This is a genomic window from Streptomyces sp. NPDC005202 (assembly GCF_040608235.1).
Taxonomy (GTDB): Bacteria; Actinomycetota; Actinomycetes; order Streptomycetales; family Streptomycetaceae; genus Streptomyces.
In genome coordinates this window covers 261,828-285,908 of sequence record NZ_JBEXHW010000002.1, presented here as the reverse complement: position 1 = coordinate 285,908, position 24,081 = coordinate 261,828, and the positions used below count along the sequence as shown (strand labels likewise).

Genomic DNA, 24,081 nt, shown 5'->3' with positions numbered 1-24,081 from the left:
TGGCGACATTACCGCCGGGTATCCGCGGTTGTGGAGGGGAAGGCGCCCATCGTGTTCTCACTGTTGCTGGTCAGCGGACCGGCTCCGGGCAGTCCCCCTGTGCCGGGCAGCGTGAGGCTCGGCTCGGGCACGGGGAGCCGTGGCTCGTCCGTCGCCTCCGCCGCAGCCGTGCGGGACGGGGTGGGGGAGGGCGAGGGCGGCCGGGTGGACGGCGTCCGGGACGGGCTCGCGCCGGGCGGGCGGTGGCCGGAGGGCTTCGGCGCGGGCTTGGTCGAGGCGCTCGACCGGGACCGATCCGGTCGGGCCGAGGACGCCGCTCCCCCGTCCGGCACCACCCGGTGCCCTTCCAGGAAGTACGCGTACCAGGCCCTGACCGTGCGCAGATACGCCTCCGAGTGGTTGTAGCCGAGGATCGCCCGGTCCAGGTCGGCGGGGTCGGAGAGGTCCCGTCCGCCGGCGCACAGATAGCGCCCGGCGGCGAGCGCCGCGTCGTAGACGTTGTCGGGGTCGGCCCGTCCGTCGCCGTTGCCGTCCGCGCCCCAGCGGGCCCAGGTCGACGGAATGAACTGCATCGGGCCGACCGCGCGGTCGTACACCGCATCCCCGTCGTACGCGCCGCCGTCGGTGTCCCGGACGACCGCGAACGCCCCGCCGGTCAGCCGGGGCCCGAGGATCGGCGTCACGGTCGTACCGTCCGAGGTCACCCGGCCGCCCCGCGCCTGCCCGGACTCCACCTGGCCGATCGCGGCCAGCAGCTGCCACCGCAGCCGGCACCCGGGCGCCGTGCGCGCGAGCTCCGCCTCGGCATGCCGGTACGCGGCGAACACGCTCGCGGGCAGGGCGCCGCCGGTGACCCCCGACGCGGTGTCCGCCTTCCTCGGCTTCCCGGTCCGCAGCGGCGGGAGCTCGGTGCGGTACGGCGTGTCGCCGGACACGCTGGGACCGTGATCGGCGGGTGCCGCTCGCCGCGCGGGCTCCGCGGCCCCTGCCGAGAACGCCCCCGGCGCCTGCGATGCGGTCAGCGCCGCCATGGCCGCCGCCGCGACCGCCGTGCCCCTGGCCCCCTTGAGTGCACCCTTGGATGTGAATGCCCCTTTGAATGCACGCCGTGCCACCCTGCAGCCCCTCCCTGTGCGGATTCCGTCGTCTGCTCTACGCGGGCGGGCGGGGCGTCCGTCGCGAAGAGGCAGGAGTTTTCGCGTGGCGAGGTCCGTACGCGCGTCCGTTAAGGTCTCACCAAGCGGCCGGGGCGGTCCGACCCCGGGCGCGGACCTGACGGAACGCGCGGGTCGGTGCAGATGCCATGGGGGCACAGTGCGACTGAGAGTGGAGTTCACGACCGAGCCCTTCGACCTCGACGAGGCGCCGGCGCACGCCCTGGCGGCCCGCGAGGTCATCGAGACCGCCGAGCTGGACGCGGTGGACGTCGGCCCGTTCGGCAACACGGCGGAGGGCGGTGCCGACGCCGTGCTCACCGCCGTGGACGCCCTGCTGCGCAAGACCCTGGAGGCCGGCGCCACCCGGATCTCGCTGCAGATCAACGTCGTCGGGGAGGCAAAGTGACCGGCACCGGGGACGAGCCGTTCATCACGGCCGTGAAACCGCTGGTCGACGCCATGGGGGGCGAGATGCTCCCGCCGGACGAGGCCGGCCCCGACGACGTCGTGCTCGCCTGGGAGGGCGTCGACGTCGTCGCCGTGCGGCTGCCGCAACTGGCCGACTCCCTCGACCACATCCTGACGGCGATGGAACGCAAGCAGGGCAGGCCGCTGGCCGAGCTGGACCGCAAGGCGAAGCAGGAGGTCGTCCGGATACTGGAGGCGCGCGGCGCCTTCTCGGTGCGGCACGGCGTGGAGACCGTGGCGAGCGCGCTCGGGGTGAGCCGCTTCACCGTCTACAACTACCTCAACCGCGAAAAGGCCTGACCAGCGCTTTCGGTTGTCGCCGAGCAGCCGCCGCCCCGCATCCGGGCGGCGGCTTTCCGCTGCCCCGATTTTGTACCCCGAATTTTCAACAAAGTGTTGACGCGATGTTTCGGAGGGCGTTAGCTAGCGGCAGCCCGTTCAGCACCAGGCCACGGAGGCTCCCGTGACGTCCACTTCCACGCCGCCGGGCCTCGCCCGCTTCAACGCCCTGGAGGAGCACGCGGCCTTCGCCGCGCTCCACGAGGCGTGCGCCTCCACGGCGTGGGTCAAGTGGTTGCTCGCCGCCCGCCCGTACGCCACCCCCGAGGACCTCTACGCCGCGAGCGACGCCGCCATGGCGGAGCTGACCACCGCGGACCTTCAGGAGGCGATGGCCGGCCACCCGCCGATCGGCCGCCCCAAGCCGGGCGATCCCACGTCGGCCCGCGAGCAGCGCGGCATGGCCGGCGCCTCCGAGGAGCTCAAGGCGGAGATGCTCGAGCTCAACCTGGCCTACCAGGAGAAGTTCGGTCACGTCTTCCTCATCTGCGCCACCGGAAGGACCGGCGAGCAGATGCGGGACGCGGTCAAGGAGCGGATCGGCAACGCGCCGGAGCAGGAGCGGGAGATCGTCCGCACCGAGCTGGGCAAGATCAACCGCATCCGCCTTGCCCGAATGCTTGAAGAGGAAACCGCATGAGCACCGAGACCACCGCCTCCGTGTCCACGCACATCCTGGACACCAGTATCGGCCGCCCCGCCGAGGGCGTCGCCGTCCGCCTCGCCGCCCGCAGCGGCCGCGACGCGGACTGGCAGGCGCTCGGCGGCTCCGCGACCGACGCGGACGGGCGGTGCAAGGACCTCCCGGCCCTGCCGGAGGGGACCACCCACGTGCGGCTCGACTTCGCCGTCGAGCCGTACTTCGCCAAGAAGCAAGCCGATGCGCAGCAGGACGCCCCCGCGAATCGGGACAGCGGTGCGCCGGCCGTGTTCTTCCCGGAGGTGGCGATCACGTTCGCCGTCGTACCGGGCGAGCACTACCACGTACCGCTGCTGCTCAACCCGTTCGGCTACTCCGTTTACCGAGGGAGCTAGCTAAAGATGCCCACGATTCTGGGACAGAACCAGTACGGCAAGGCCGAGAACCGAGTCGTCAAGATCACGCGGGACGGCGCCACCCACCACATCAAGGACCTGAACGTCTCCGTAGCCCTCTCCGGCGACATGGAGGAGGTCCACTACTCCGGCTCGAACGCCAACGTCCTGACGACCGACACCACCAAGAACACGGTGTTCGCGTTCGCCAAGGAATACGGCATCGAGTCCGCCGAGCAGTTCGGCATCCACCTCGCCCGTCACTTCGTCACCAGCCAGGAGGCGATCCACCGGGCCCGCATCCGGATCGAGGAGTACGCCTGGGAGCGGATCGAGACCTCCGAGGCCAACTCCAAGTTCATCGGCGCGGACGAGGTCAAGCACTCCTTCGTCCGCAAGGGCCAGGAGATCCGGCTGACGCAGATCACCTACGACGGCGAGAAGTGGGAGGTCATCTCCGGCCTGAAGGACCTCGTCGTGCTGAACTCGACGAACTCCGAGTTCTGGGGCTTCGTCAAGGACAAGTACACGACGCTTCCGGAGACCCACGACCGCATCCTGGCCACCCAGGTCTCCGGCCGCTGGCGGTTCAACTGGACCAACGACGAGCAGAAGATGCCCAACTGGGACAAGTCCTACGAGCAGACCAAGAAGCACATGCTCCAGGCCTTCGCCGAGACGTACTCCCTGTCGCTGCAGCAGACCCTGTACCAGATGGGCGCGCGGATCATCAACAACCGCAGCGAGATCGACGAGGTCCGCTTCTCGCTCCCGAACAAGCACCACCTCCTGGTGGACCTGGAGCCGTTCGGGCTGAAGAACGACAATGAGGTGTACTTCGCCGCCGACCGCCCGTACGGCCTGATCGAGGCCACCATCCTGCGGGACGGCTGCGAGGCGAGGATCCCGGTGGACCTCACCAACCTGTGACGTACCGGGGTGCCCCCGGCCCCCGGAGGCACCCCCCACCCTCGGCACCCTCGGCCCAGGACCCGCTCCCGGGCCGCGGCACTCAAAACTCCCAGGGTCCTGCCGTGCCCTCTCCACAGAGCGAAAAGGACGAACCATGGCAGCAGCCCAGCGCATCGTCATCGAGAACTGTGCCATCGCGACCGTCGACGCGCACGACACGGAGTACGCCTCCGGGTACCTCGTCGTCGCCGGCAACCGCATCGAGGCGCTCGGCGCGGGCAAGGCCCCCGAGAACCTGGAGAACGTCGTACGCCGCATCGACGCCTCCGGCCACCTCGTGACCCCGGGCCTGGTCAACACCCACCACCACTTCTACCAGTGGATCACCCGGGGCCTGGCCACGGACCACAACCTCTTCAACTGGCTCGTCGCGCTGTACCCGACGTGGGCGCGCATCGACGAGCAGATGGTGTACGCGGCGGCCCAGGGCTCGCTCGCGATGATGGCCCGCGGCGGCGTGACCACCGCCATGGACCACCACTACGTCTACCCGCAGCACTCCGGCGACCTGTCCGGCGCGATCATCCGCGCCGCCCGCGAGATGGGCGTCCGCTTCACCCTGGCCCGCGGCTCGATGGACCGCGGCGCATCGGACGGCGGCCTGCCACCGGACTTCGCCGTCGAGACCCTCGAGGGCGCGCTGGCCGCCACCGAGGCGACCATCGACGAGCACCACGACGCCTCCTTCGACGCCATGACCCAGGTGGCCGTCGCCCCCTGCTCGCCGTTCTCCGTGACCACCGACCTGCTCAAGCAGGGCGCCGAACTGGCCCGCCGCAAGGGCGTACGGCTGCACACGCACGGCTCGGAGACGGTGGAGGAGGAGAAGTTCTGCCACGAGCTGTTCGGCATGGGCCCGACCGACTACTTCGAGTCGACGGGCTGGCTCGGCGAGGACGTGTGGATGGCGCACTGCGTCCACATGAACGACTCCGACATCGCCGCCTTCGCCCGGACCAGGACGGGCGTCGCCCACTGCCCCTCCTCCAACGCCCGCCTCGCGGCCGGCATCGCCCGCGTCCCCGACATGCTCGCGGCCGGCGTCCCGGTCGGCCTCGGCGTCGACGGCACCGCCTCCAACGAGTCCGGCGAACTCCACACCGAGCTGCGCAACGCGCTGCTGATCAACCGCCTCGGCGCCCATCGCGAGGCCGCCCTGAACGCCCGCCAGGCGCTGCGCCTCGGCACGTACGGGGGTGCCCAGGTCCTGGGCCGGGCCGCGCAGATCGGTTCGCTGGAGCCGGGCAAGCTGGCCGACCTCGTGCTGTGGAGGCTCGACACGCTGGCTCACTCCTCGATCGCCGACCCGGTGACCGCGCTGGTCTTCGGCGCGGCGGCCCCGGTCACGGCCTCCTTCGTGAATGGCCGTCAGATCGTCGAGAACGGCCGCCTGCTGCACGCCGACGAGGACGCCATCGCCCGCTCCACGCGGGAGGAAGCGCAGCGGCTGGCACGGATCGCCGCGCAGTGAACTGCGTACGTCCGTCCGTACGGCACTTGAGCTCCGGCTGGGAGGGACGGCTCCCGGTCGGCAGCCGTGGATCCGAGCGGGGGCCACGGCGGCCGTCTCCGGGGCGCGCGTGGAGGCGCGCGCCCCGGAACGGTTCCCGTTCCCTTGAGGGTTCCCTTGAAGGATCTCTTGAAGGATCTCTTGAAGGATCTCCGTCCCCGGTCCCTCCCCCACTCTCGGCTTCGCTCGAGCGGGAGGTACCCCCATGCCCCCACGCACCACCTCCTTGAAACCCACGTCAGAGCCGACGTGAATAACCGACCGGAGGAGCCGCCGTGTCCGCCCACCCCGTCGACGAGAAACTCCCCGCCCTCAAGATGGCCACCAGCGGTCTGCAGCACGTGGCCGCCATGTACGCGGGCGTCGTCGCCCCACCCCTGATCGTCGGCGCAGCCATAGGCCTGTCCGGCACCGCACTGACCTTCCTCACCGGCGCCTGCCTCTTCACCGCGGGCCTCGCCACCCTCCTGCAGACCCTCGGCATCTGGAAGATCGGCGCCCGGCTGCCCTTCGTCAACGGCGTCACCTTCGCCGGCGTCGCCCCCATGACCGCGATCGTCGCCTCCGCCAAGGACAAGTCCGACGCCCTGCCGATCATCTTCGGCGCGGTCATGGTCGCGGGAATCCTCGGCTTCGTCGCCGCGCCCTTCTTCAGCAAGGCGATCCGCTTCTTCCCTCCGGTCGTCACCGGCAGCGTGATCACCCTCATCGGCGTGTCCCTGCTCCCCGTGGCCTTCGGCTGGGCCCAGGGCCCCAACCCCGCGGCGGACGACTACGGTTCGACGACCTACCTCACCCTCGCGGGCATCACCCTCGTCATCGTCCTGCTGCTGCGCCGCTTCACCCGCGGCTTCGTCAAGCAGATAGCCGTCCTGCTCGGTCTGGTCGCGGGCACGCTCATCGCGATCCCCTTCGGCGTCACGGACTTCGGACCGGTGGCCGACGCGAAGGTGATCGGCTTCCCGACACCCTTCCACTTCGGTGCCCCGCAGTTCCACATCGCCGCGATCCTGTCGATGTGCGTGGTGATGGTGGTCTCGATGACCGAATCCACGGCGGACATGCTGGCGCTGGGTGAGATCGTGGAGCGCCCGGCGGACGAGAAGACGATCGCGGCGGGCCTGAGGGCCGACACCCTGGGATCAGCCCTCAGCCCACTCTTCAACGGCTTCATGTGCAGCGCCTTCGCGCAGAACATCGGCCTGGTCGCCATGACCCGTATCCGCAGCCGCTTCGTCGTCGCCGTCGGCGGCGGCTTCCTGATCCTGATGGGCCTGTGCCCGACGGTCGCCTCCCTCATCGCCGTCGTACCGCGCCCGGTGCTCGGCGGCGCGGGCGTGGTCCTGTTCGGCTCGGTGGCCGCGAGCGGCATCCAGACCCTCGTGCGGGCCGGCCTCGACAAGGACAACAACGTCCTGATCGTGGCCGTCTCGCTCGCCGTCGGCATCGTCCCGATCACGGCACCGGACTTCTACCACGCCTTCCCCGAGACGGCGAAGATCGTCCTGGACTCCGGCATCTCGACGGGCTGCGTCACGGCGGTCCTGCTCAACCTCGTCTTCAACCACCTCGGCAAGAGCGGCCGGGAGGCGCAGGACGTGACCCATCCGATGGAGGCGGGGGAGGAGATCGCGGCCGCCCACTGACACGCGTGAGGGGTACGGCTGTCACGCCGTACCCCTCACGGCGGATGGTGCACCCTGGGTGCCATGAACGAGTCCGGCCGCCTCGAGGCCTTCAGCGACGGTGTCTTCGCCATCGCCATCACCCTTTCTCATCCTGGAGATCAAGGTCCCAGAGGTCGGTGAACACGGGGGCCTCTGGCACGCGTTGGGCGCGCAGTGGCCCTCCTACGCCGCCAATGTGGTGAGCTTCCTGGTCATCGGCATCATGGGTCAACCACCACCAACTGTTCAGCTACGTCGCCCGCGTCGACCGCACGCTGAGGTTCCTGAACCTGCTGGTGCTTGATGGTGGTGGCCGCGGTGCCCTGGCCGACGGCGATGCTCGCCAGGTACCTGCGCGAGGACAGAGCCTCGCACGTGGCGGCCGCGGTCTACAGCCTGGTGATGGTCGCCATGGCGTTCACCTTCCAGGCCCTGTGGTGGCATCTCACCCGCACGGGCCATTTCTTCGACGCCCGCGTCGACATCCCGGCGGCCCGGGCGACACGTGTGCGTTTCGCGCTGGGCTCCCTGGCATATCCGGTCACCGTCGGCCTGGCCTTCGTCTCGGCGCCCCTCACCCTGGCCGCCCACGGCCTGATCGCCCTGTACTACGGCTTCAATCAGGCACCGGTGCCGACCCGGGACCCTGCCACGTCATGAGGTTGGCGAGCAGCTCGGCCTGCTCGACGGCGTCGTCCAGGGCGTGATGGGTGTGACGGCGCCGCGACAGCAGGTGGCGCGGCATCGTGCCCTTGGCGACGGCACGCAGGGGAAGGCCCGCCTTCGTTGCGTACAGCGTCTTCATGTCCAGACAGCCCGAGTGCCCGAAGGGGCTCGCCCCGGTGAAGCGGATCAGGTACCAGTACAGGAACGTCCAGTCGTAGCAGGCCGGGTAGCCGCACATCACCGGCTGCGCGCCCGCGCCCGCGCTCACCTCGCGGACCCACGCGGTGAACTCGCCGAGAGCGGCCTCCGGTTCGGCCCCCTCGCGCCCGAGTCGCTCCCGGTCGAGGCCGCTCACGGCCAACGCTTCAGGCACGAACTCCGCGCTGATGGGGCGCAGTTCGCGGTAGAAGGTGTGCCGCTCCGGGTCCGTGGCCGTGAACCCGTCGGCGTCCTGCACCCCGGCGACCGCGGCGCCGAGGCTCAGCATGGAGTACGGGCCCGGGATCGGTCCGTCCGCCTCGATGTCGACGGAGATGTAGAGGCTGGGTTTGCTGCGTCGTGCCGCCATGGGGCCGCAGCATCGCAGGTCGCCGGGGTGGCGCGCATCCGAATTCAGCGCCGTTGCCACGCCTGGCAGGGCTGGGCGTGTCGCGTCCGGTCTCGGCGGGAGCTGTGCGGAGGGGCTCCTGTGCGGAGGGGCTCCTGTGCGGCGTCGCTTTCGTCGCCGGAGGCGGCATCGCCGTCGTCACCGAGGACGTGAGCGAGGCGCTGGACGGCCGGCGCGGACGTACCGGGAGTGGGCCGGGGACCATGAGGAGACCTTCGTCCACGCACCGACCCAGCAGGGGCGGTGGGCGCGAAGGTCGAGTACGAACTGATGCCGGTCGCCCGCGAGTTGCACGAGACGCTGCAGCGGCTGACGGAGTGGGCCGAACGGAACAGGGTGTACATCGCCGAGGCGCGTGCCGCCTACGACGAGGCCAACGGAGCGCCGGTTTAAGGCCTCCAGGAGGCCTCCAGGAGGCATCCAGGAGGCATCCATGGGCAGGCAGCTCACCTCACAGCCCGAACAGGCCCGGATCCTCCGTCAGCTCCTTGAAGTACTCCTGGGGATGCGCAACGAGCTTCCGTGCCTTGAGGTCGAGCAGCCCGCCGACCGCCGTGATCTCCGCCGCCACGGTGCCGTCGGTCTTGCGTATCGTCTGCCGGATCCGGAACGTCTTGCCCCCGCCCCACTCGAAACCGCACGTCACGTCGACCTCGTCACCGGCGAGCAACTCCCGCTGGTAGCGGATGGTCGTCTCCAGTGCCACCGGGCCCACGCCCTTGGACATCAGCCGGGCCTGGCTGATTCCGGCCGCCTGCAGCAGCGACCAGCGGGCGTGTTCCGCGTAGTTGAGGTACACCGCCTGGTTGAGGTGGCCCTGCACGTCGGTCTCGTACCCGCGGACGGTCACCCGGACGGAAAACGGCTCGCTCACTGCATCCTCCTCTTCTCCTGATCGAGGTTCTGCTCCACCGATCTTGGCATGTTCATCCCGCCCGGCGGGGGGATGCCAGCAGATACCGGATCCTCGTCCGTGGCTCCGTGTACTCGCCGACCTGCCAGCCCGCCTTCTCCAGCGTGGCCGCGCAGGCCCGCAGCGCACCGGCGTCCGCCTCGTACACGGCGACCGCCTCCGGCTGCGGGGTCGCCCGTACCCGGTAGCCGTCACCGTCCCTCTCCCAAGCTCTCGGCTCCCCTCGAGCGGGGGGCTCCCCCGTCGCCGGACGGTGCCCGGCCGCCTCCAAGGCGAGCGCGGCGGCCTGCACCAGATGCGAGCGCTCCCAGCCGCACGGCCGGTCCGTGGCGCCGTGCGGATTGGTCATCCGGCGCAGTTCCAGCAGCCCCTGCCAGGCGCTGTGCACCTCGCGGACCCGGGCGGGACCGGCGTCGGGCGGCTCCTCCTCGCCGCCGACGCGCGCGGAGAAGACGCCGGTGGCCGCGGGCGCCTCCACCGGCTCCGGTGCCTTCGGCTCCGCCTCCCGTATGCGATGCCCGGCGGGCGTCAGGAAGTGGTCGTGCGGTGGCCGTGGGTGCCGGAAGGCGAGCCCCCGCTTCACCAGGGCCGCCAGCTGCGCCTCGGTGCCCCTGAGCCGTCCGGTCGCGGGGTCGGCGGCGTCGATGACCCCGCGCTGCGCGGCGGTGGGCGGTCGTGTCACGGCGTACTCCTCCCCGGTGAACAGCCTGCTCGACGGAGCTCGCGGCGCGCCGTCCGGCCCATTCGAAGACTACGACCCGGGTCTGACACTCCGGTCGGCGAAGCCCTCCCACCGGCCACGACCTCTTGCCGCAGAAGCCCTCCCACCGGAGAAGCCCTCCGCCTCACTGGGGCTCGGTCGGCCTGATGTTCCAGCCCGCGATCACCGGTCGCCCGTGCTCCGTGCCCAGGCGGCACAGCGTGCCCGTGGCCAGCTGGAACAGTGCGCCTGCCGACGGTGACAGGCCGAGCCGCCGGGCGGTGAGCACCCGCAGGAAGTGGCCGTGCGCCACCAGGACGACGATGCCCTCGGTGTTGGCGAGCGCGGCGTCCACCTTGGCGAGCATGCGGTCGGCGCGCTCCCCGACCTGTTCCGGAGTCTCCCCGGGGTGCTCCGGCGGGCCCGGGGTGACCCCGTCCGTGAACAGGAACCAGCCGGGCCGGGTGCGCTGGATCTCGACGGTCGTGACGCCCTCGTAGCCGCCGTAGTCCCACTCCCGCAGGTCGGCGTCGACCCGGGCGCCCTCGATTCCGATCAGCTGGGCCGTCTCCCGAGCGCGCTGCAGAGGGCTGACGAACGCCGCGCCGATCCGGTGCGAGCGGATCAGCGGCACCAGCCGGCGCGCCTCCTCCCGGCCGTGCTCGGTGAGCGGCACGTCCGTCCAGCCGGTGTGCCGCCCGGATCGCGACCACTCGGTCTCCCCGTGCCGGACGAGAAAGAGATCACCCACGTCGTGCCCTTCCTGCCGTGTTCGTCAGCACCGTGTCACACCGTCGCCGCGGCCCGCAGGACGGACTGGGCCAGATGGCCGTTCTCCGGGGAGGCGCCCTGGCCGGACGGGAAGGCGAAGCGCCGCCGCGTGTAGGCGTAGGCCACCCCGCTCGCCGGGTCGGCGAAGCCGAGCGAGCCGGCCGCGCCGCTGTGCCCGAACGCGTTCTGCCCGAGGAAGGGGTACTGCTCGGCCAGGTACTCGAAGCCCAGTCCGAAGTGGTTCACCTGCTCGGTGACCAGGTCCGTACCGGGTGTGCGCAGCCCACTGAACTCGGCCACCGTCGCGGCGGTGAGCAGCGGCGGCCTGCCGTCCAGCGTGCCGTGCTTGTTCTTGGAGTCCCAGGACAGGTCAGGCGGCCGCTGTCAGTGCCGCACCGGCGTGTAGTGCGGCGGCGCCATGGACATGTACTCACCGCAGGCGTCGATCGGGATGGGTTTGTGATGCGTGTCCATGACGGGGATCAGGGCGCGGTCGGAGTCGTGCGGTGCCCAGACCAGCGCTTCGTTCTGCCGCACGCACCATGTGCCGGCACCTTTCGTGCCGCGGGGGGTGTAGTGGAGGTCGACCGTTGCTCCTGCCCCTTGGGCCAAGGTGACGGATGCGGGGTGTCCGTGCCCGGCACCATCGATGCTCTCCGCCTTCCCGTTGTGTGTCTCGATGCCCGGGTAACCGGCGAACACGCATGTTCCCGGGTTGTTGTTGACAGCGGTCAAACGCGCGTTGGGCCGACTGCTGCTCTTCGTGTCGAGCAGGACCAGCGTCCACTTCAAGGAACTGGTTCGGCACTCGCCCGGTTTCGGCGCCGCGGACGGAGTGCCGGACGAAGTGGTGGACGGACCGACCGACCTGTTCGCGGGAGTCGCGGCCCTGTCGTGTCCGGCTGTGGAGCCACAGGTCGTCAAGGCCAAGCCGGCCGCGAGCACTGCCACTTGGCAGCCTCTTGAGCCTCCTGGCCTGCGGCGGCCCCCGCGGGCGGGGACGAGACCGCGGGCGGGCACGACACCGCGGGCGGAGAGACGGCCGCGGAACGGCTTTGCGTCGGCGCGGGTACGCGCGGCCGGCCGAACCTCCTTCGTCGGGGTCGGCGTGGAGGGACTCGTGGCGGAGGACGGATGCGGTGACGGTGACACAGCCCATGCGGTCGGGGCCGCAGTACCGAGCACGGCCGCGCACAAGACAGCGACGACCGTCGGGCGTCTTCGGTACGAGAACAATTTCACTCCCCCTGGTTTCACGGAATCGGGGGCACGGGATTTCCCTGTCGCGTCCGTCGCGGTCGCCGGAACGGTCACTGGGGCGCCGACTTGGGCGGTCTGCGCGCCAGTGCAATCAGAGTTGGTGAGCCGCGCCGACGGTTGTCAGTGCAACGCTGGTCATGGCGAACACCGACGACTTCGGCGAAAACCCCGTGTGGATTCCCCCCTGGTCATGCCTGCTGTACGGATGACAGCAGGCCACACGATCTTCGCATGAACGCTCGAATCCGGCCCAGGGAATTGAGCAAGACCTGAGGCTGGATCCGCGGCGCCGTTGGCCGCCCTGTGGAGAGCCCGGCCCGCTGCTGGAGGAGCCGGCCGCTACTGCCGGTACCCGCTCAGGAACCGCCCGATCCTGCTGATCGCCGCGTCCAGTACGTCCGCGTGCGGGAGGGTGAGGATGCGGAAGTGGTCGGGGGCCGGCCAGTTGAAGCCCGTGCCCTGGACGACCTGGATCTTTTCGCGCAGCAGGAGGTCCAGGACGAACTTCTCGTCGTCGTGGATCTTGTGCACCTTGGGGTCGAGGCGGGGGAAGGCATACAGCGCACCCTTGGGCTTCACGCAGGTCACGCCGGGGATCTCGTTCAGCTTCTCCCAGGCGCGGTCCCGCTGTTCGCGCAGCCGGCCGCCCGGTGCGGTCAGCTCGCGGATGGACTGGCGGCCGCCGAGTGCGGCCTGGATCGCGTACTGGGCGGGCGCGTTGGCGCACAGCCGCATGGAGGCCAGCATCGTCAGGCCCTCCAGGTAGTCCTTCGCATGCTGCTTGGGCCCGGTCACAACCAGCCAGCCGGAGCGGAAGCCGGCCACGCGGTACGTCTTCGACAGGCCGCAGAAGGTGAGGACCACCAGGTCGGGGGCGAGTGCGGCGGTCGAGTGGTGCACGGCGTCGTCGTACAGGATCTGGTCGTAGATCTCGTCGGCGAAGACCATCAGGCCGTGGCGGCGGGCGAGGTCGAGGATGCCCTCGAGGATCTCCTTCGGGTAGACCGCACCGGTCGGGTTGTTGGGGTTGATGATCACGACGGCCTTGGTGCGGTCCGTGATCTTCGACGCCATGTCGTCCAGGTCCGGGTACCAGTCGGCCTGCTCGTCGCACAGGTAGTGGACCGCCTTGCCGCCGGCGAGCGTCGTGACCGCCGTCCACAAAGGGAAGTCCGGGGCGGGGATGAGGACTTCGTCGCCGTCCTCGACCAGCGCCTGCACCGCCATCGACACCAGTTCGGAAACGCCGTTGCCCAGGTACACGTCGTCGACATCCACCTCCAGGCCCACGTTCTGGTAGCGCTGGGCGACGGCCCGGCGGGCGGAGAGGATGCCGCGCGAGTCGGTGTAGCCGTGCGCCTGGGGCAGCATCCGGATCATGTCCTGGAGGATCTCCTCCGGCGCCTCGAAGCCGAAGAGCGCGGGGTTGCCGGTGTTCAGACGCAGCACGCTGTGGCCAGCCTCCTCCAGCGCGTTGGCGTGCTCGATCACCGGGCCGCGGATCTCGTAACAGACCTCGCTGAGCTTGCTCGACTGCCGGAACTCCATGCGCCGCTTCCCCTCCGGTATCTGGTGTTGCTTGGTTTTACCAAGTGGGAGCTTGGAAAGTCCAACAACGTGTCTAGACTGCGTCGCATGTCACCTCGCCGAAGCTACGACCAGTACTGCTCCGCCGCCCGCGCGCTCGACGTCGTCGGCGACCGCTGGACCCTGCTGATCGTCCGCGAACTCCTCGCCGGCCCGCGCCGCTACACGGACCTGCACGCCGATCTGCCGGGCGTGAGCACGGACGTCCTCGCCTCGCGGCTGAAGGACATGGAGCGGGACGGGCTGACGACTCGGCGCCGGCTGCCCCCGCCGGGCGCTGCCTACGTGTACGAACTCACGGAGCGCGGGCGGGAGTTGCTTCCGGTGCTCCAGGCTCTCGGCGCATGGGGACAGGCGGAGCTGGGGGAGCGGCGGCCCACCGACGCGGTGCGGGCGCACTGGTTCGCGCTGCCGTTCCTCCGCGCACTCGAAGGTGAGGGGCTCGTCGAAGTCCGGCTGGAGGAGGGCACCTTCCATCTGTACGTCGGCATTGCCGAGGACGGCCCCGTCTACGGCGACGGGCCCGCCCCCGTAGAGCCGGACGCCCGGCTGGTCCTCGACTCCGCCACGAGTACGGCCATCAGCCGAGGGGAGCTGAGCCTTTTGGACGCCGTGCGGGGCGGACGCATCGAGGTGACCGGGGACGGCACGCTCGCCAAGGCCTTGCGGGAGGCGTGAACAGAAGAAATACGGGAGGCGTGAACAGAAGAATGCGGGACGCGTAACAGAAGAATGCGGGACGCGTGACAGAAGAAAACAGAAGGCCCGCCGTGCGGCGGGCCTTCGTGCAAGGGGCGTCAGGCTCCCGGCGGCACCCGCGAGGGACGCCCCGACCCGCGCGCCAGCGCGTACCCGTTGACACCCGCGAGCGCGGCCAGCACGCCGCCCACCGCGGTCCACACCCACCGGTCGGACCACCAGCCGGAGGACCAGCCGCCGTCCGGCTCGATGCTCGACAGCACGGCCGACTTCGTCGAACCGTCGTCGCCCTGCTGGGACTTGACTGCGATCCCCGGCACCAGCGGCTTGGCCAGCGAGCCGTCCACCGCTGCCGAACCGCCGATGTCCTTGGAGTCGACCTTCACTTCGGCGCCGACCGGCAGTCCCAGGTCGGACGACTGAAGGCCGACCACCGTCAGCCGGATGTAGTAGGTGCCCGGCAGCGGGTCGTTGGCCCACGGCTCCGACCAGGCGCGGACCGTGCGCAGGGTGCAGGCCAGGTCCACGGAGGCCGTGCCCTGGACGGCGGTGCGCGTCTGGGCGCCGTACTGGCAGGACTGGCGGCGCCGCAGACCGTCGTACACGTCGATCTGCCAGGTCTGGGTGGTGTGCGTGCCCGGCAACTTGACGGTCGCCCTGACCGTGGGACGCTGGCCTGCGTCCGCGGGGAACGACCAGTACAGGTAGTCACCCGTGGAACCGCTCGCGGTGGCCTGCTGCCCCTGCTCGATCTCGGTCGCCGTACGGAACGACGTGCCCGCCTCGGTGGGCGCCTTGCCGTCCTCGGACGGACTCGTCGACGACGCCGACGGAGAGGAGTCGGCCGCCGCGGGGCCCGCGGCCAGCCCGAGCGCCAGCAGAGCCGCGCCCAACAGACGTGATATACGCATCAGTTCGTCCTCCAGACCGCGACCCGCCAGCGCGACAGCCAGCCCCACACCAGTCCCGCGAGGAAGCCGGTCAGTACCAGCGCGCCGAGCAGCCACCAGCCGCGGCCCAGGCCGAAGGAGGCCACGTCGCCCGCCCTGCTCGGCCCGTCCACCACGTCGACGGTCAGCTCCAGCGGCAGGCCCGGCGTGGCCTTCACCCCGGAGGCCGCCGAGAAGGAGTGGGTGACCTGCAGGCACACGGTCTCGGCGGGGGCGTTGTCGTCGTCGCTCTCCGGCTTCGGGTAGCGCAGCCCCGTGGAGACGACGTCCGTACGGCCGTTGCCCGCCGCCTCGCCCCGCACTATCTCGCGGCCGTGCACGGTCAGGGCCCGCAGCAGCACTCCGTAGCCGGGGTTGACGGCCCGGTCGGCCGCGACGCTCACCGAGGCGCGCAGCTCCTGGCCGGGGTTCACGTCCACGCGGTACCAGCGCTGCTGCCCGAACTCCTCGCGGTCGGCGTACAGCCCGGACTTGAGCGCCGGTGCCTTCGTGCACTCGGCGGCACCCTCGGTGGCGACCGGCGTCACCACCGGGTCGGCGGCGCGGTCCACCAACTGGCCGACACGGTCGGTGAGCTCCTCCTTGTGCTGCACCGAGGTGTACGTGCCGCCCGTCGCGTCCGCGATGCAGCTGAGCTGGTCGCGGGTCTTGGCGTCCGGCACCAGGCCGAGGGTGTCGATGGTCAGGCCGATGCCCTTGGCCGCGATCTCGCGGGCCACCTCGCACGGGTCCAGCGGCTGGCAGGTGTCCTCGCCGTCGCTGATCAGGACGATACGGCGGGTGCCGTCACCGCCGTCGAGGTCCGCGGCCGCCTTCTGCAGCGCGGGCCCGATCGGCGTCCAGCCGGTCGGTACCAGCGTCGCGACCGCCGTCTTGGCCTCGGTGCGGTTCAGCGGGCCGACCGGATAGAGCTGCGCGGTGTCCTTGCAGCCGGTCTTGCGGTCGTTGCCACGGTAGTTGGCGCCGAGGGTGCGGATGCCGAGCTGCACCTCCTCGGGCGTGGCGTCGAGCACCTCGTTGAACGCCTGCTTGGCAGCGGCCATCCGCGACCCGCCGTCGATGTCCCGCGTGCGCATGGAACCACTGACGTCCAGGACGAGTTCGACCTTTGGAGCGGCCCGGCCGTCCGGTTCGCCGGCGACCGCTGCATCGGGGAGGGCGATCCCGGCCGTCAGGGCGGCGAGCAGGGCACAGACTCCTGCCGCCAGCCGTTGTCTTGTGATCATCGGCGGATCTTATTGATCGGATGCGCCGTGCTCCAAAACGAGCGGGTTGGGCAGCCCCGTCCACAGGTCACCGGGCGTCTCGGGTGACAGCCGCATCAGCGTCAACGCCTTGGCGGGCAGCGGCTCTTCGCACAGAGCCACCAGATCCGGCGTGCGCGGCAGATCCCCTACGGCCGCCCCCAGGGCCGCCCGCAGCGCCGCTCCCGTACCCGCCGCTCCCGCCAGCGCACCCGCCACCAGCGAGCCGAACAGCTTGCGTCGCAGGGCCATCGGGTCGTCTGTGAGGTTCCGGGCGGGCAGCTCGGGTGCCGGGATGCCGTGCCGGTCGAGGCGGGCCGGGCTGACGCGGATGTCGGCGAGGTCGCGGTAGACCAGACGCAGCGGCGTGCCCGAGGCGGACAGCACCACGAGGAGGTTCTGGCCGTGCGCTTCCAGGGCCACGCCCAGCTCCAGCAGCCGCAGCCCGACCGTGAGGGCCAGACGCGTGAAACCAACCAGCCAGCCGGGGGAGTTCGGCAGGCCGGTGGTGGTGAGGGCGGCGACCGGCAGCACGTGCTCCTCGGGCGCCGCGTACGCCTGCGGCGACTCACGCCACAGGGCCGCCAGGTCGGGGGAGTGGGCCGTGGCCGCGCCGAGGGTGCGGGTGACGTGCAGCAGGCCGTCCGTGCGGGCCGCCAGGTCCGCCGCGAAGGCCGACAGGGCCGCCGACGCGGCGACGGAGGGCACGGAGATGTCGCGCACCGACGACGTCAGCCGGGCGGTGAGCGCGGTCTTGACGTGCGGTCCGCCGGGCAGGGCCAGCGTGCGCAGGGACATCAGCGGATGCGCCGTCAGGGCGCCCTCGTCGCAGGGCCGCTTGAGCACGTGCGTCGCCTGCCACGGATGCACCGGGATCAACAGCCGCCGCCCGTCCCGCAGTCCGTCCGGCCAGGCCCCGGTCACCAGGCACTCCTCGGCCGGGACCGGCATCAGGCCCAGCTCCACCACGGGCCCGTGCTCCGGCCCGTACGCGAGCTGCTCGGCCACCGAGAAGCCGGGCCGGGAACGGCAGTTGGGGTGGAAGGGATGACCGTCGACCACCCTCTGCTCCCACTGCCAGTCCTCGTCCGGCCAGTCCTTCGGGTGAGGCCGCCGACCGGCCCGCGACAGCGCCAACGACGCGACGCTGTGCCCGAGTTCGGCGGCGAGGGTCGTGCCGTGCGGCACGGAGAGGTCTGTCATCAGGCGCACCGGATCGTCGTACGCCGTGTCGTCGAGGTGTACGACGGTGACGTACGCCCCGGTGGCGTACGGATCCGCCGGCGGACCGTACAGTCGGCGGCCGTCGGAAAGCCGCAGGACGAGCCCGTCCCGTGCCGCCTCGCGGCGGGCGATCCACGGCAGCGGCTCGTGAACCAGGGCGCGCCACAGACGGGACAGCACGGCCGCCCGGGCGCCGGGCAGCTCGGCCGCGTACCGTGGCACGAGGCCGGGGCGCTCGGCGGCCAGCTCCTCGGCGACCTCGGCCTCGGCGGTGGGGGGACGGTGCACGGTCGGGCTCCTCGGGTACGGGTCGGGCGTCACGGTAGCGGGCGCCGGAAGACATACTGATCACGATTGCACCGTGTGGACGTATGGAACGAATGGAACGCGTGGAGCTCAAGCCCCCAAGCGACGGCAGGCCCCCCAGTGACGGCAGGCCCCCCAGTGACGGCAGGGCCCGCAGTGACGGCAGGGCCCGCAGTGACGGCAGGGCCCGCAGTGACGACGTCGCAGAGCGCGCCGACGCGTACGCGGCCGCACCCCTGCTGAACTGCCTGATCCGGGAAGTGGCGCAGCCACACCGGGCTGCGGAGGTGCGGCGGGTGTACCGGCTGCCGGGCGGGGGCCGGCTGCTGCGCGTGCGCGGCGCACGGCGGCCCGCGGAACCCGAGGTGTACGTGGCGGGCGCCTGGCACCGCGTCGGCCACACCGAGCTGGTCAAGCTGGTGGCCGAGGAACTGCGCCGGCACACGGGCCTGTCCAACGACGAACTGCCCGCCGAGATGATCGACAGCCGGGACGCGGTGGCCGCCCTGCTCGCCGCGCGCGCCCGGGCGGCGCCGCCCGACGACCCGTATCTGCGCTCCGAGCAGTCCCTCATCACGGGGCATCCGTACCACCCCGCGCCCAAGGCCCGCGGCGGCGGCCCCGTCGCCTCCTGGCTGCCCTACGCGCCCGAGGCGCACGCCCGCTTCCCGCTGGTGCTGCTCGGCGTGCGCGAGGACGCGGTCGTCGAGGAGGGCGACACCTCGGCGCTCGACGCCCTTGGCCAGGCCCCGCCCGGCTACCGGCTGCTGCCCGCCCACCCCTGGCAACTCGACCTCGTCGGCCGCGAGCTGGGCGAGGCCTTCGGGGACGGCCGCCTGGTCCGGCTCGGCACGAGCGCCTTCGAGACCTGGCCGACGGCGGCCGTCCGCACGGTCCACGCACCCGACCAGGACCTCTTCCTCAAGTTCAGCCTCGATGTGCGCATCACCAACGACGTACGCCGGCTGTGGCGCCACGACCTGCTGAAGCTGCGCCGCACCGACACCGCGGTGGCGGACGCCTTCGCGGCGATGGGCGGGTCGGCGGCCTGGCTGAGCGACCGCGGCTACCGCACCGCCGCCTTCGCCTTCGAGGAGCTGGCCGTCCTCGTCCGCGACGGACTGCGCGGCCACGTCCTGCCCGGCGCGACCCCGCTCCTCGCCGCCGCCCTGGTCGAGGGCTTCGACGGCAGTCCCCTCGACGGTCCGGTCGATCCGGCGGTGTGGTGGGAGGCGTACCTGCGCCAGGTGGTGCCGCCCGCCCTGGGGGCCTTCGCCCGGCACGGCGTCGTCCTCGAAGCCCACCTGCAGAACTCGTTGGTCGCCGTGGACACCGGCGGCATCCCCGTGCAGGCGCTGTTCCGGGACGCGGAGGGCGTGAAGCTGCTGCCGGAGGTGTCCCGGGCCGCCGGGTGGGAGCGGCTGGTGTACTGCCTCGTCGTCAACCACCTTGCCGAGATCGCCGCGGCCCTCGCGGAACGCCACCCGGGGCTGGACCCGTGGCCGGCCGTCCGCCGGGAACTGGCGCGCCACGACCTTCCCGAGGTCGCCGGCCTGCTCGCCTCACCCACCCTCCCCGGCAAGACGAACCTGCTGCTGCGCTGGACGGGCGCCGACGGCGCCGACGCCCGCTATCTCCCGCTGCCGAACCCGCTGGTCAGCAGGTAGAGGACGATCAGCTCCGGGGCCCGCCTGCCGTACCCTGGCCGGTGTGCTCCGCGACGTGACTGCTGTGCGATACGTGACCCCGCTGAGGTCCGGCGGCTCCGTGCCCGGGGTCGTCGAGGCCGACGACCTGGGCACGTACGTCGTGAAGTTCACCGGCTCGGCGCAGGGCCGCAAGGCGCTGGTCGCGGAGGTCATCGTGGGCGAGCTGGGGCGCGCCCTCGGCCTCAGGGTCCCGGAGCTGGTCCTCGCGCACTTCGACCCCGAACTCGCCGCGCACGAACCGCACCAGGAGGTGCGGGACCTGCTGAACGCCAGCCCGGGCATGAACCTCGGCATGGACTACCTGCCGGGCGCCAAGGACTTCACCCCGGACCTCGCCAGAACCTTCGCCGTGGATGAGAAGGAGGCAGGTCGGGTCGTCTGGCTCGACGCCCTCACGGTGAACGTGGACCGCACCGTCCACAGCTCCAACCTCATGATCTGGCCCACGCTCGGCACCGTGCCCCCGCGCATGTGGCTGATCGACCACGGCGCGGCCCTCGTCTTCCACCACCGCTGGGACACCTCGGCCCCCGAGAAGGCGTACGACTTCCGCCACCACGCCCTCGGCCGCTACGCGCCGGACGTGGCGGCCGCCGACGCCGAACTGGCCCCGCGGGTGACCGAAGAGCTGCTGCGCGGCATCGTGGCCGAAGTGCCGGACGCCTGGCTCGCCGGCGAACCGGGGTTCGCGACCCCGGACCACGTCCGGGACGCCTACGTGGACTACCTCACCGCCCGGGTGAAGGCCTCGGAGAGCTGGCTGCCCACCGACTTCCCCAGCCGGGGGGAACTGGCCGCCGAGGAGGCCCGGCGCGCCGCACGGACACAGGAAGGCCGGCCGGACTGGCTCAAGCGGGTCCCCGACCTGCACGGCAAGCCGGCCTCGGAACAGGATTGGTCGGTGCACCTGGGATGACGGAGAGCTCTATGGCGCAGACCCATCGCGTGCAGATCGAGTACTGCACCCAGTGCCGCTGGCTGCCCCGGGCCGCCTGGCTGGCGCAGGAGCTGCTGACGACGTTCGAGACCGAACTGACGGAACTGGCGCTCAAACCGGGGACGGGCGGCGTCTTCGTCGTGCGGGTGAACGACGTGGTCGTCTGGGACCGCCGCGAACAGGGCTTCCCCGAGCCGACGGCCGTCAAGCGCCTCGTACGCGACCGAGTGGCCCCGGGGAAGCCCCTGGGCCACTCGGACGGGCCGTCGGACGGGCCGTCGGACCGGCCTTCGGACCGGCCTTCGGACCGGCCGTCGGACGGGACGTGAGACGTCAGCCTTCGAGCTGCTCGTAGGCCGGCAGGGTCAGGAAGTCCGCGTAGTCCTCGTCCAGGGCGACCTTCAGCAGCAGGTCGTGGGCCTGCTGCCACCGGCCGGCCGCGAAGGCCTCCTCGCCGAGTTCCGCCCTGATGTTCCGGAGTTCCTCGGCGGCGACCTTGCGGGCCAGGTCGGCGGTGACCTTCTCGCCGTTGTCGAGGACGACACCGGCGTTGATCCACTGCCAGATCTGGGAGCGGGAGATCTCGGCGGTGGCCGCGTCCTCCATGAGGTTGAAGATGGCCACCGCGCCGAGGCCGCGCAGCCAGGCCTCGATGTAGCGGATGCCGACCTGGACGGCGTTGACCAGGCCCGCGTACGTCGGCTTGGCGTCGAGGGAGTCGATGGCGATCAGGTCGGCCGCCTTGACGTCGACGTCCTCGCGCAGGCGGTCCTTCTGGTTGGGCTTGTCCCCGAGGACCCTGTCGAAGGACTCCATGGCGATCGGCACCAGGTCGGGGTGGGCGACCCAGGAGCCGTCGAAGCCGTCGTTCGCCTCGCGGTCCTTGTCGGCGCGGACCTTCTCGAAGGCGACCTTGTTGACCTCCGGGTCCCTGCGGGAGGGGATGAACGCCGCCATGCCGCCGATCGCGTGCGCGCCGCGCTTGTGGCAGGTGCGGACGAGGAGTTCGGTGTACGCCCGCATGAACGGAGCCGTCATCGCCACCGCGTTGCGGTCCGGCAGGACGAACTTCGGGCCGCAGTCACGGAAGTTCTTGACGATGGAGAACAGGTAGTCCCAGCGGCCGGCGTTCAGCCCGGAGGCGTGGTCGCGCAGTTCGTAGAGGATCTCCTCCATCTCGTACGCCGCGGTGATCGTCTCGATCAGGACGGTGGCGCGGACGGTGCCCTGCGGGATGCCGACGTAGTCCTGCGCGAAGACGAAGACGTCGTTCCAGAGGCGGGCCTCCAGGTGCGACTCCGTCTTCGGCAGGTAGAAGTACGGGCCCTTGCCGAGGTCGAGCAGGCGCTGGGCGTTGTGGAAGAAGTACAGGCCGAAGTCGACGAGGGCGCCGGGGACCCGGGTGCCGTGCTCGTCGACGAGGTGCCGCTCGTTCAGGTGCCAGCCGCGCGGGCGCATGACGACCGTCGCCAGCTCCTCGTTCGGGCGCAGGGCGTAGGACTTGCCGGACGCCGGGTCCGTGAAGTCGATGCTGCGGGTGTAGGCGTCGATCAGGTTGAGCTGGCCGAGGACAACGTTCTCCCAGGTCGGGGACGAGGCGTCCTCGAAGTCGGCGAGCCAGACCTTCGCGCCCGAGTTGAGCGCGTTGATGGTCATTTTGCGGTCGGTGGGACCGGTGATCTCGACCCGGCGGTCCTCCAGCGCGGGCGGGGCCGGGGCCACCTTCCAGGAGTCGTCCGCGCGGATGGCGGCCGTCTGAGGCAGGAAGTCGAGGGTGGAGGTGCGGGCGATCTCGGCGCGGCGCTCGGCACGGCGGGCGAGGAGCTCGTCGCGGCGCGGCGTGAACCGCCGGTGCAGCTCGGCCACGAAGGCGAGCGCCGCGTCGGAGAGCACCTCCTCCTGCCGGGGCAGGGGCTCGGCGTCGACGATGGCCAGCGGGGACGGCGCTGGTGCGGACATGAGCTGTCACTTCCTTCGGGGGAGCTTCTTCAGCGAACCACGTTCATCGCCACCATGCCTTGGCACTGGGTGCCAAGGGGGACGAATGGGGCACTGGGCGCCCGCGATGGGGGTGCCCCCGCGCGAGCGGAGCCGAGCGTGGGGAAGGTCGGGCGCTACTGAGCAGTGGATACTAGTTTCCTCATAGTGGAAGTTCAATGGTTTGTTGATGTCGAGATTCTCTGAGTCGAGGCAAGGTGGCGCCCGGTGCCACGCCGCTCACTCAAGGTGTCCCAGGTCGGCTTCCGTGTCGATGTCGTACGCCTGCGCCACGTCACCGCACTCGACGAGGGTGATCGCCCCTTCGTGCGCCTTCAGATAGGCGCGCGCCCCCCGGTCGCCGGTCGCCGTCGCCGCGATGCCCGCCCAGTGGGCCGCGCCGAAGAGGACGGGGTGACCGCGCACGCCGTTGTATGCCGCCGAGACCAGCGACGCCTCGTCCCGGTACGCGGCGCGCACCCGGGTCACCGCCTCGGCTCCGATGCCCGGCTGGTCGACGAGGGAGACCAGCGCCGCCCGCGCTCCCGTCCCGACGAGCGAGTCGAGCCCGGCCCGCAGTGAGGTGCCCATGCCCTGCTCCCAGTCCGGGTTGTCCACGAGTACGCAGCCGGACAGGTCAGCCCGCTCCCGTACGACGTCGGCCTGCGCCCCGAGGACCACGTGGACCCGCTCGCACCCGGCCGCCCGCAGCACCCCGACCGCGTGCTCCACGAGCGGCCGTCCCCGGTGTGCGAGCAGCGCCTTGGGCCGGCCGCCGAGGCGCCGCCCGCCGCCGGCGGCCAGCACCAGCCCGGCGACCTCGTCCTGTGTGTGTGTCATGCGTCCTGCATACCTGACGGACCGTCGACCGCGGGGTGCGCCGAGGACTGAATTTCGGTCCACACGGTGGCGCATCCCGCACCGGGTGGCGTTTACTGGCCCGCGTCCCCCGGCGCCCGGCCCGTCCCACAGGGGTGCCCGGCGGGACGACGGAGGTTGCGCACAAGGGCGTGCGAGGGGGAGGGCTGTGTTGCGGAGTTTGGGGCAGAGGCCGGTGACCGGCCGCGAAGAGGACCCGAGGGTGACGGAGCTGCGCACCGCCGTGTCCCGGCTGCGCCGCGAACTCGCCGCCCACCCCGCGGAGTTCCCAGACCGGGCCATCGCCGAGGACGAACTCGGCGCTCTCGCCGCGATGACGGCCCACGGCATCCCCGAGATCCCGCGCCTGCGCCGCTCCCTGCTGCTGATCGCGGGCGCGATCGGCTCCGTCAGCGCCCTGGCACGGGGCCTGTCGGGCGTCCGCGCCGCGGTGGACCTGTTCGTGGAGCCGCCGCGCGGTTGACGGGCCGTCGGGTCACGGGCCGTGGGTCACGGGCTGTCGGC

General features: G+C 71.3%; 27 protein-coding genes and 1 pseudogene. 15 read left to right on the top strand and 13 right to left on the bottom strand.

Going from position 1 to position 24,081, the window contains the following annotated elements:
- Positions 1-8: 8 nt before the first annotated feature.
- Positions 9-935, bottom strand: coding sequence for a lytic transglycosylase domain-containing protein (locus ABZV31_RS05060; protein WP_355888234.1), 927 nt, complete (start codon positions 933-935; stop codon positions 9-11).
- Between the two features lie 379 nt (positions 936-1,314).
- On the opposite strand from ABZV31_RS05060, the gene ABZV31_RS05055 reads away from it, so the two are divergent.
- The 9 genes from ABZV31_RS05055 to ABZV31_RS05015 all read left to right on the top strand — a co-directional run bounded on the left by ABZV31_RS05055 (position 1,315) and on the right by ABZV31_RS05015 (position 7,808).
- A complete protein-coding gene (locus tag ABZV31_RS05055; protein ID WP_355888232.1) occupies positions 1,315-1,563 on the top strand; it encodes a hypothetical protein in 249 nt (82 codons plus the stop codon).
- Positions 1,560-1,925 (top strand): helix-turn-helix domain-containing protein, encoded by a 366-nt coding sequence (locus ABZV31_RS05050; RefSeq protein WP_355888230.1) that lies wholly within the window; start codon positions 1,560-1,562, stop codon positions 1,923-1,925. Before ABZV31_RS05055 ends, ABZV31_RS05050 begins: the two co-directional genes overlap by 4 nt.
- 163 nt (positions 1,926-2,088) lie before the next feature.
- Complete coding sequence (uraD, locus tag ABZV31_RS05045; protein ID WP_355888228.1) at positions 2,089-2,604, top strand: 2-oxo-4-hydroxy-4-carboxy-5-ureidoimidazoline decarboxylase; 516 nt, start codon at positions 2,089-2,091, stop codon at positions 2,602-2,604.
- Positions 2,601-2,999 (top strand): hydroxyisourate hydrolase, encoded by a 399-nt coding sequence (gene uraH, locus ABZV31_RS05040; RefSeq protein ID WP_355888225.1) that lies wholly within the window; start codon positions 2,601-2,603, stop codon positions 2,997-2,999. The genes uraD and uraH overlap by 4 nt, the downstream gene beginning before the upstream one ends.
- Before the next feature lie 6 nt (positions 3,000-3,005).
- A complete protein-coding gene (pucL, locus tag ABZV31_RS05035) occupies positions 3,006-3,929 on the top strand; it encodes a factor-independent urate hydroxylase (protein WP_355888223.1) in 924 nt (307 codons plus the stop codon).
- 136 nt (positions 3,930-4,065) lie between these two features.
- On the top strand, positions 4,066-5,442 hold the full coding sequence (locus tag ABZV31_RS05030) for an 8-oxoguanine deaminase (RefSeq protein ID WP_355888220.1): 1,377 nt from the start codon (positions 4,066-4,068) through the stop codon (positions 5,440-5,442).
- 314 nt (positions 5,443-5,756) lie between these two features.
- Complete coding sequence (locus ABZV31_RS05025; protein WP_355888217.1) at positions 5,757-7,127, top strand: nucleobase:cation symporter-2 family protein; 1,371 nt, start codon at positions 5,757-5,759, stop codon at positions 7,125-7,127.
- 100 nt (positions 7,128-7,227) lie between these two features.
- Entirely contained in the window at positions 7,228-7,452 is a 225-nt protein-coding gene (locus ABZV31_RS05020) for a TMEM175 family protein (protein WP_355888214.1), read from the top strand.
- Between the two features lie 14 nt (positions 7,453-7,466).
- Positions 7,467-7,808, top strand: a complete 342-nt coding sequence (locus ABZV31_RS05015) for a hypothetical protein (protein WP_355888212.1) — start codon at positions 7,467-7,469, stop codon at positions 7,806-7,808.
- Here the strand turns inward: ABZV31_RS05015 and ABZV31_RS05010 are convergent.
- A complete protein-coding gene (locus ABZV31_RS05010; protein WP_355888210.1) occupies positions 7,765-8,382 on the bottom strand; it encodes an exonuclease in 618 nt (205 codons plus the stop codon). The two genes, ABZV31_RS05015 and ABZV31_RS05010, sit on opposite strands and share 44 nt — an antisense overlap.
- Before the next feature lie 291 nt (positions 8,383-8,673).
- Here ABZV31_RS05010 and ABZV31_RS05005 point away from each other — a divergent pair.
- Positions 8,674-8,814, top strand: a pseudogene (locus ABZV31_RS05005) (transcriptional regulator); the annotation flags it as partial.
- 58 nt (positions 8,815-8,872) lie between these two features.
- Here the strand turns inward: ABZV31_RS05005 and ABZV31_RS05000 are convergent.
- From ABZV31_RS05000 to ABZV31_RS04975, 6 genes are all read right to left on the bottom strand, one after another.
- Positions 8,873-9,295, bottom strand: coding sequence for an acyl-CoA thioesterase (locus ABZV31_RS05000; RefSeq protein ID WP_355888208.1), 423 nt, complete (start codon positions 9,293-9,295; stop codon positions 8,873-8,875).
- 52 nt (positions 9,296-9,347) lie between these two features.
- On the bottom strand, positions 9,348-10,016 hold the full coding sequence (locus tag ABZV31_RS04995) for a hypothetical protein (protein WP_355888205.1): 669 nt from the start codon (positions 10,014-10,016) through the stop codon (positions 9,348-9,350).
- Between the two features lie 163 nt (positions 10,017-10,179).
- Complete coding sequence (locus ABZV31_RS04990) at positions 10,180-10,785, bottom strand: histidine phosphatase family protein (protein WP_355888202.1); 606 nt, start codon at positions 10,783-10,785, stop codon at positions 10,180-10,182.
- 35 nt (positions 10,786-10,820) lie between these two features.
- Positions 10,821-11,105, bottom strand: a complete 285-nt coding sequence (locus ABZV31_RS04985) for a hypothetical protein (RefSeq protein WP_355888199.1) — start codon at positions 11,103-11,105, stop codon at positions 10,821-10,823.
- Between the two features lie 84 nt (positions 11,106-11,189).
- Positions 11,190-11,750, bottom strand: a complete 561-nt coding sequence (locus tag ABZV31_RS04980; protein ID WP_355889015.1) for a DUF4232 domain-containing protein — start codon at positions 11,748-11,750, stop codon at positions 11,190-11,192.
- 654 nt (positions 11,751-12,404) lie between these two features.
- Positions 12,405-13,613: a pyridoxal phosphate-dependent aminotransferase gene (locus ABZV31_RS04975; RefSeq protein ID WP_355888197.1), complete on the bottom strand. Its 1,209-nt coding sequence runs from the start codon at positions 13,611-13,613 to the stop codon at positions 12,405-12,407.
- An 87-nt stretch (positions 13,614-13,700) separates the two neighbouring features.
- Between ABZV31_RS04975 and ABZV31_RS04970 the strand changes: the two genes are divergently transcribed.
- A complete protein-coding gene (locus ABZV31_RS04970) occupies positions 13,701-14,330 on the top strand; it encodes a helix-turn-helix domain-containing protein (RefSeq protein ID WP_355888194.1) in 630 nt (209 codons plus the stop codon).
- A gap of 119 nt (positions 14,331-14,449) precedes the next feature.
- Here ABZV31_RS04970 and ABZV31_RS04965 read toward each other — a convergent pair whose 3' ends face one another.
- From ABZV31_RS04965 to ABZV31_RS04955, 3 genes are read right to left on the bottom strand one after another with little or no spacing between them, the layout of a single operon-like run.
- Entirely contained in the window at positions 14,450-15,262 is an 813-nt protein-coding gene (locus tag ABZV31_RS04965) for a hypothetical protein (protein WP_355888191.1), read from the bottom strand.
- Positions 15,262-16,527 carry a VWA domain-containing protein gene (locus ABZV31_RS04960; RefSeq protein ID WP_355888188.1) on the bottom strand — a complete coding sequence of 422 codons (1,266 nt, stop codon included), beginning with the start codon at positions 16,525-16,527 and terminating at the stop codon, positions 15,262-15,264. The genes ABZV31_RS04965 and ABZV31_RS04960 overlap by 1 nt, the downstream gene beginning before the upstream one ends.
- 9 nt (positions 16,528-16,536) lie before the next feature.
- Complete coding sequence (locus tag ABZV31_RS04955; protein WP_355888185.1) at positions 16,537-18,057, bottom strand: IucA/IucC family protein; 1,521 nt, start codon at positions 18,055-18,057, stop codon at positions 16,537-16,539.
- A gap of 92 nt (positions 18,058-18,149) precedes the next feature.
- Here ABZV31_RS04955 and ABZV31_RS04950 point away from each other — a divergent pair, with 92 nt between their 5' ends.
- The 3 genes from ABZV31_RS04950 to ABZV31_RS04940 are packed head-to-tail and all read left to right on the top strand — an operon-like array spanning position 18,150 to position 21,050.
- Complete coding sequence (locus ABZV31_RS04950; RefSeq protein WP_355889012.1) at positions 18,150-19,742, top strand: IucA/IucC family protein; 1,593 nt, start codon at positions 18,150-18,152, stop codon at positions 19,740-19,742.
- A gap of 43 nt (positions 19,743-19,785) precedes the next feature.
- Entirely contained in the window at positions 19,786-20,700 is a 915-nt protein-coding gene (locus tag ABZV31_RS04945) for a HipA family kinase (protein WP_355888182.1), read from the top strand.
- Complete coding sequence (locus ABZV31_RS04940; RefSeq protein WP_355888180.1) at positions 20,697-21,050, top strand: SelT/SelW/SelH family protein; 354 nt, start codon at positions 20,697-20,699, stop codon at positions 21,048-21,050. Before ABZV31_RS04945 ends, ABZV31_RS04940 begins: the two co-directional genes overlap by 4 nt.
- A gap of 4 nt (positions 21,051-21,054) precedes the next feature.
- Here the strand turns inward: ABZV31_RS04940 and aceB are convergent, their stop codons facing one another.
- On the bottom strand, positions 21,055-22,680 hold the full coding sequence (gene aceB, locus ABZV31_RS04935) for a malate synthase A (protein WP_355888177.1): 1,626 nt from the start codon (positions 22,678-22,680) through the stop codon (positions 21,055-21,057).
- A 258-nt stretch (positions 22,681-22,938) separates the two neighbouring features.
- A complete protein-coding gene (locus ABZV31_RS04930; RefSeq protein ID WP_355888175.1) occupies positions 22,939-23,538 on the bottom strand; it encodes a nucleotidyltransferase family protein in 600 nt (199 codons plus the stop codon).
- Positions 23,539-23,725: 187 nt separating this feature from the next.
- On the opposite strand from ABZV31_RS04930, the gene ABZV31_RS04925 reads away from it, so the two are divergent.
- Positions 23,726-24,040 carry a DUF5955 family protein gene (locus tag ABZV31_RS04925; RefSeq protein ID WP_355888173.1) on the top strand — a complete coding sequence of 105 codons (315 nt, stop codon included), beginning with the start codon at positions 23,726-23,728 and terminating at the stop codon, positions 24,038-24,040.
- Positions 24,041-24,081 lie beyond the last annotated feature (41 nt).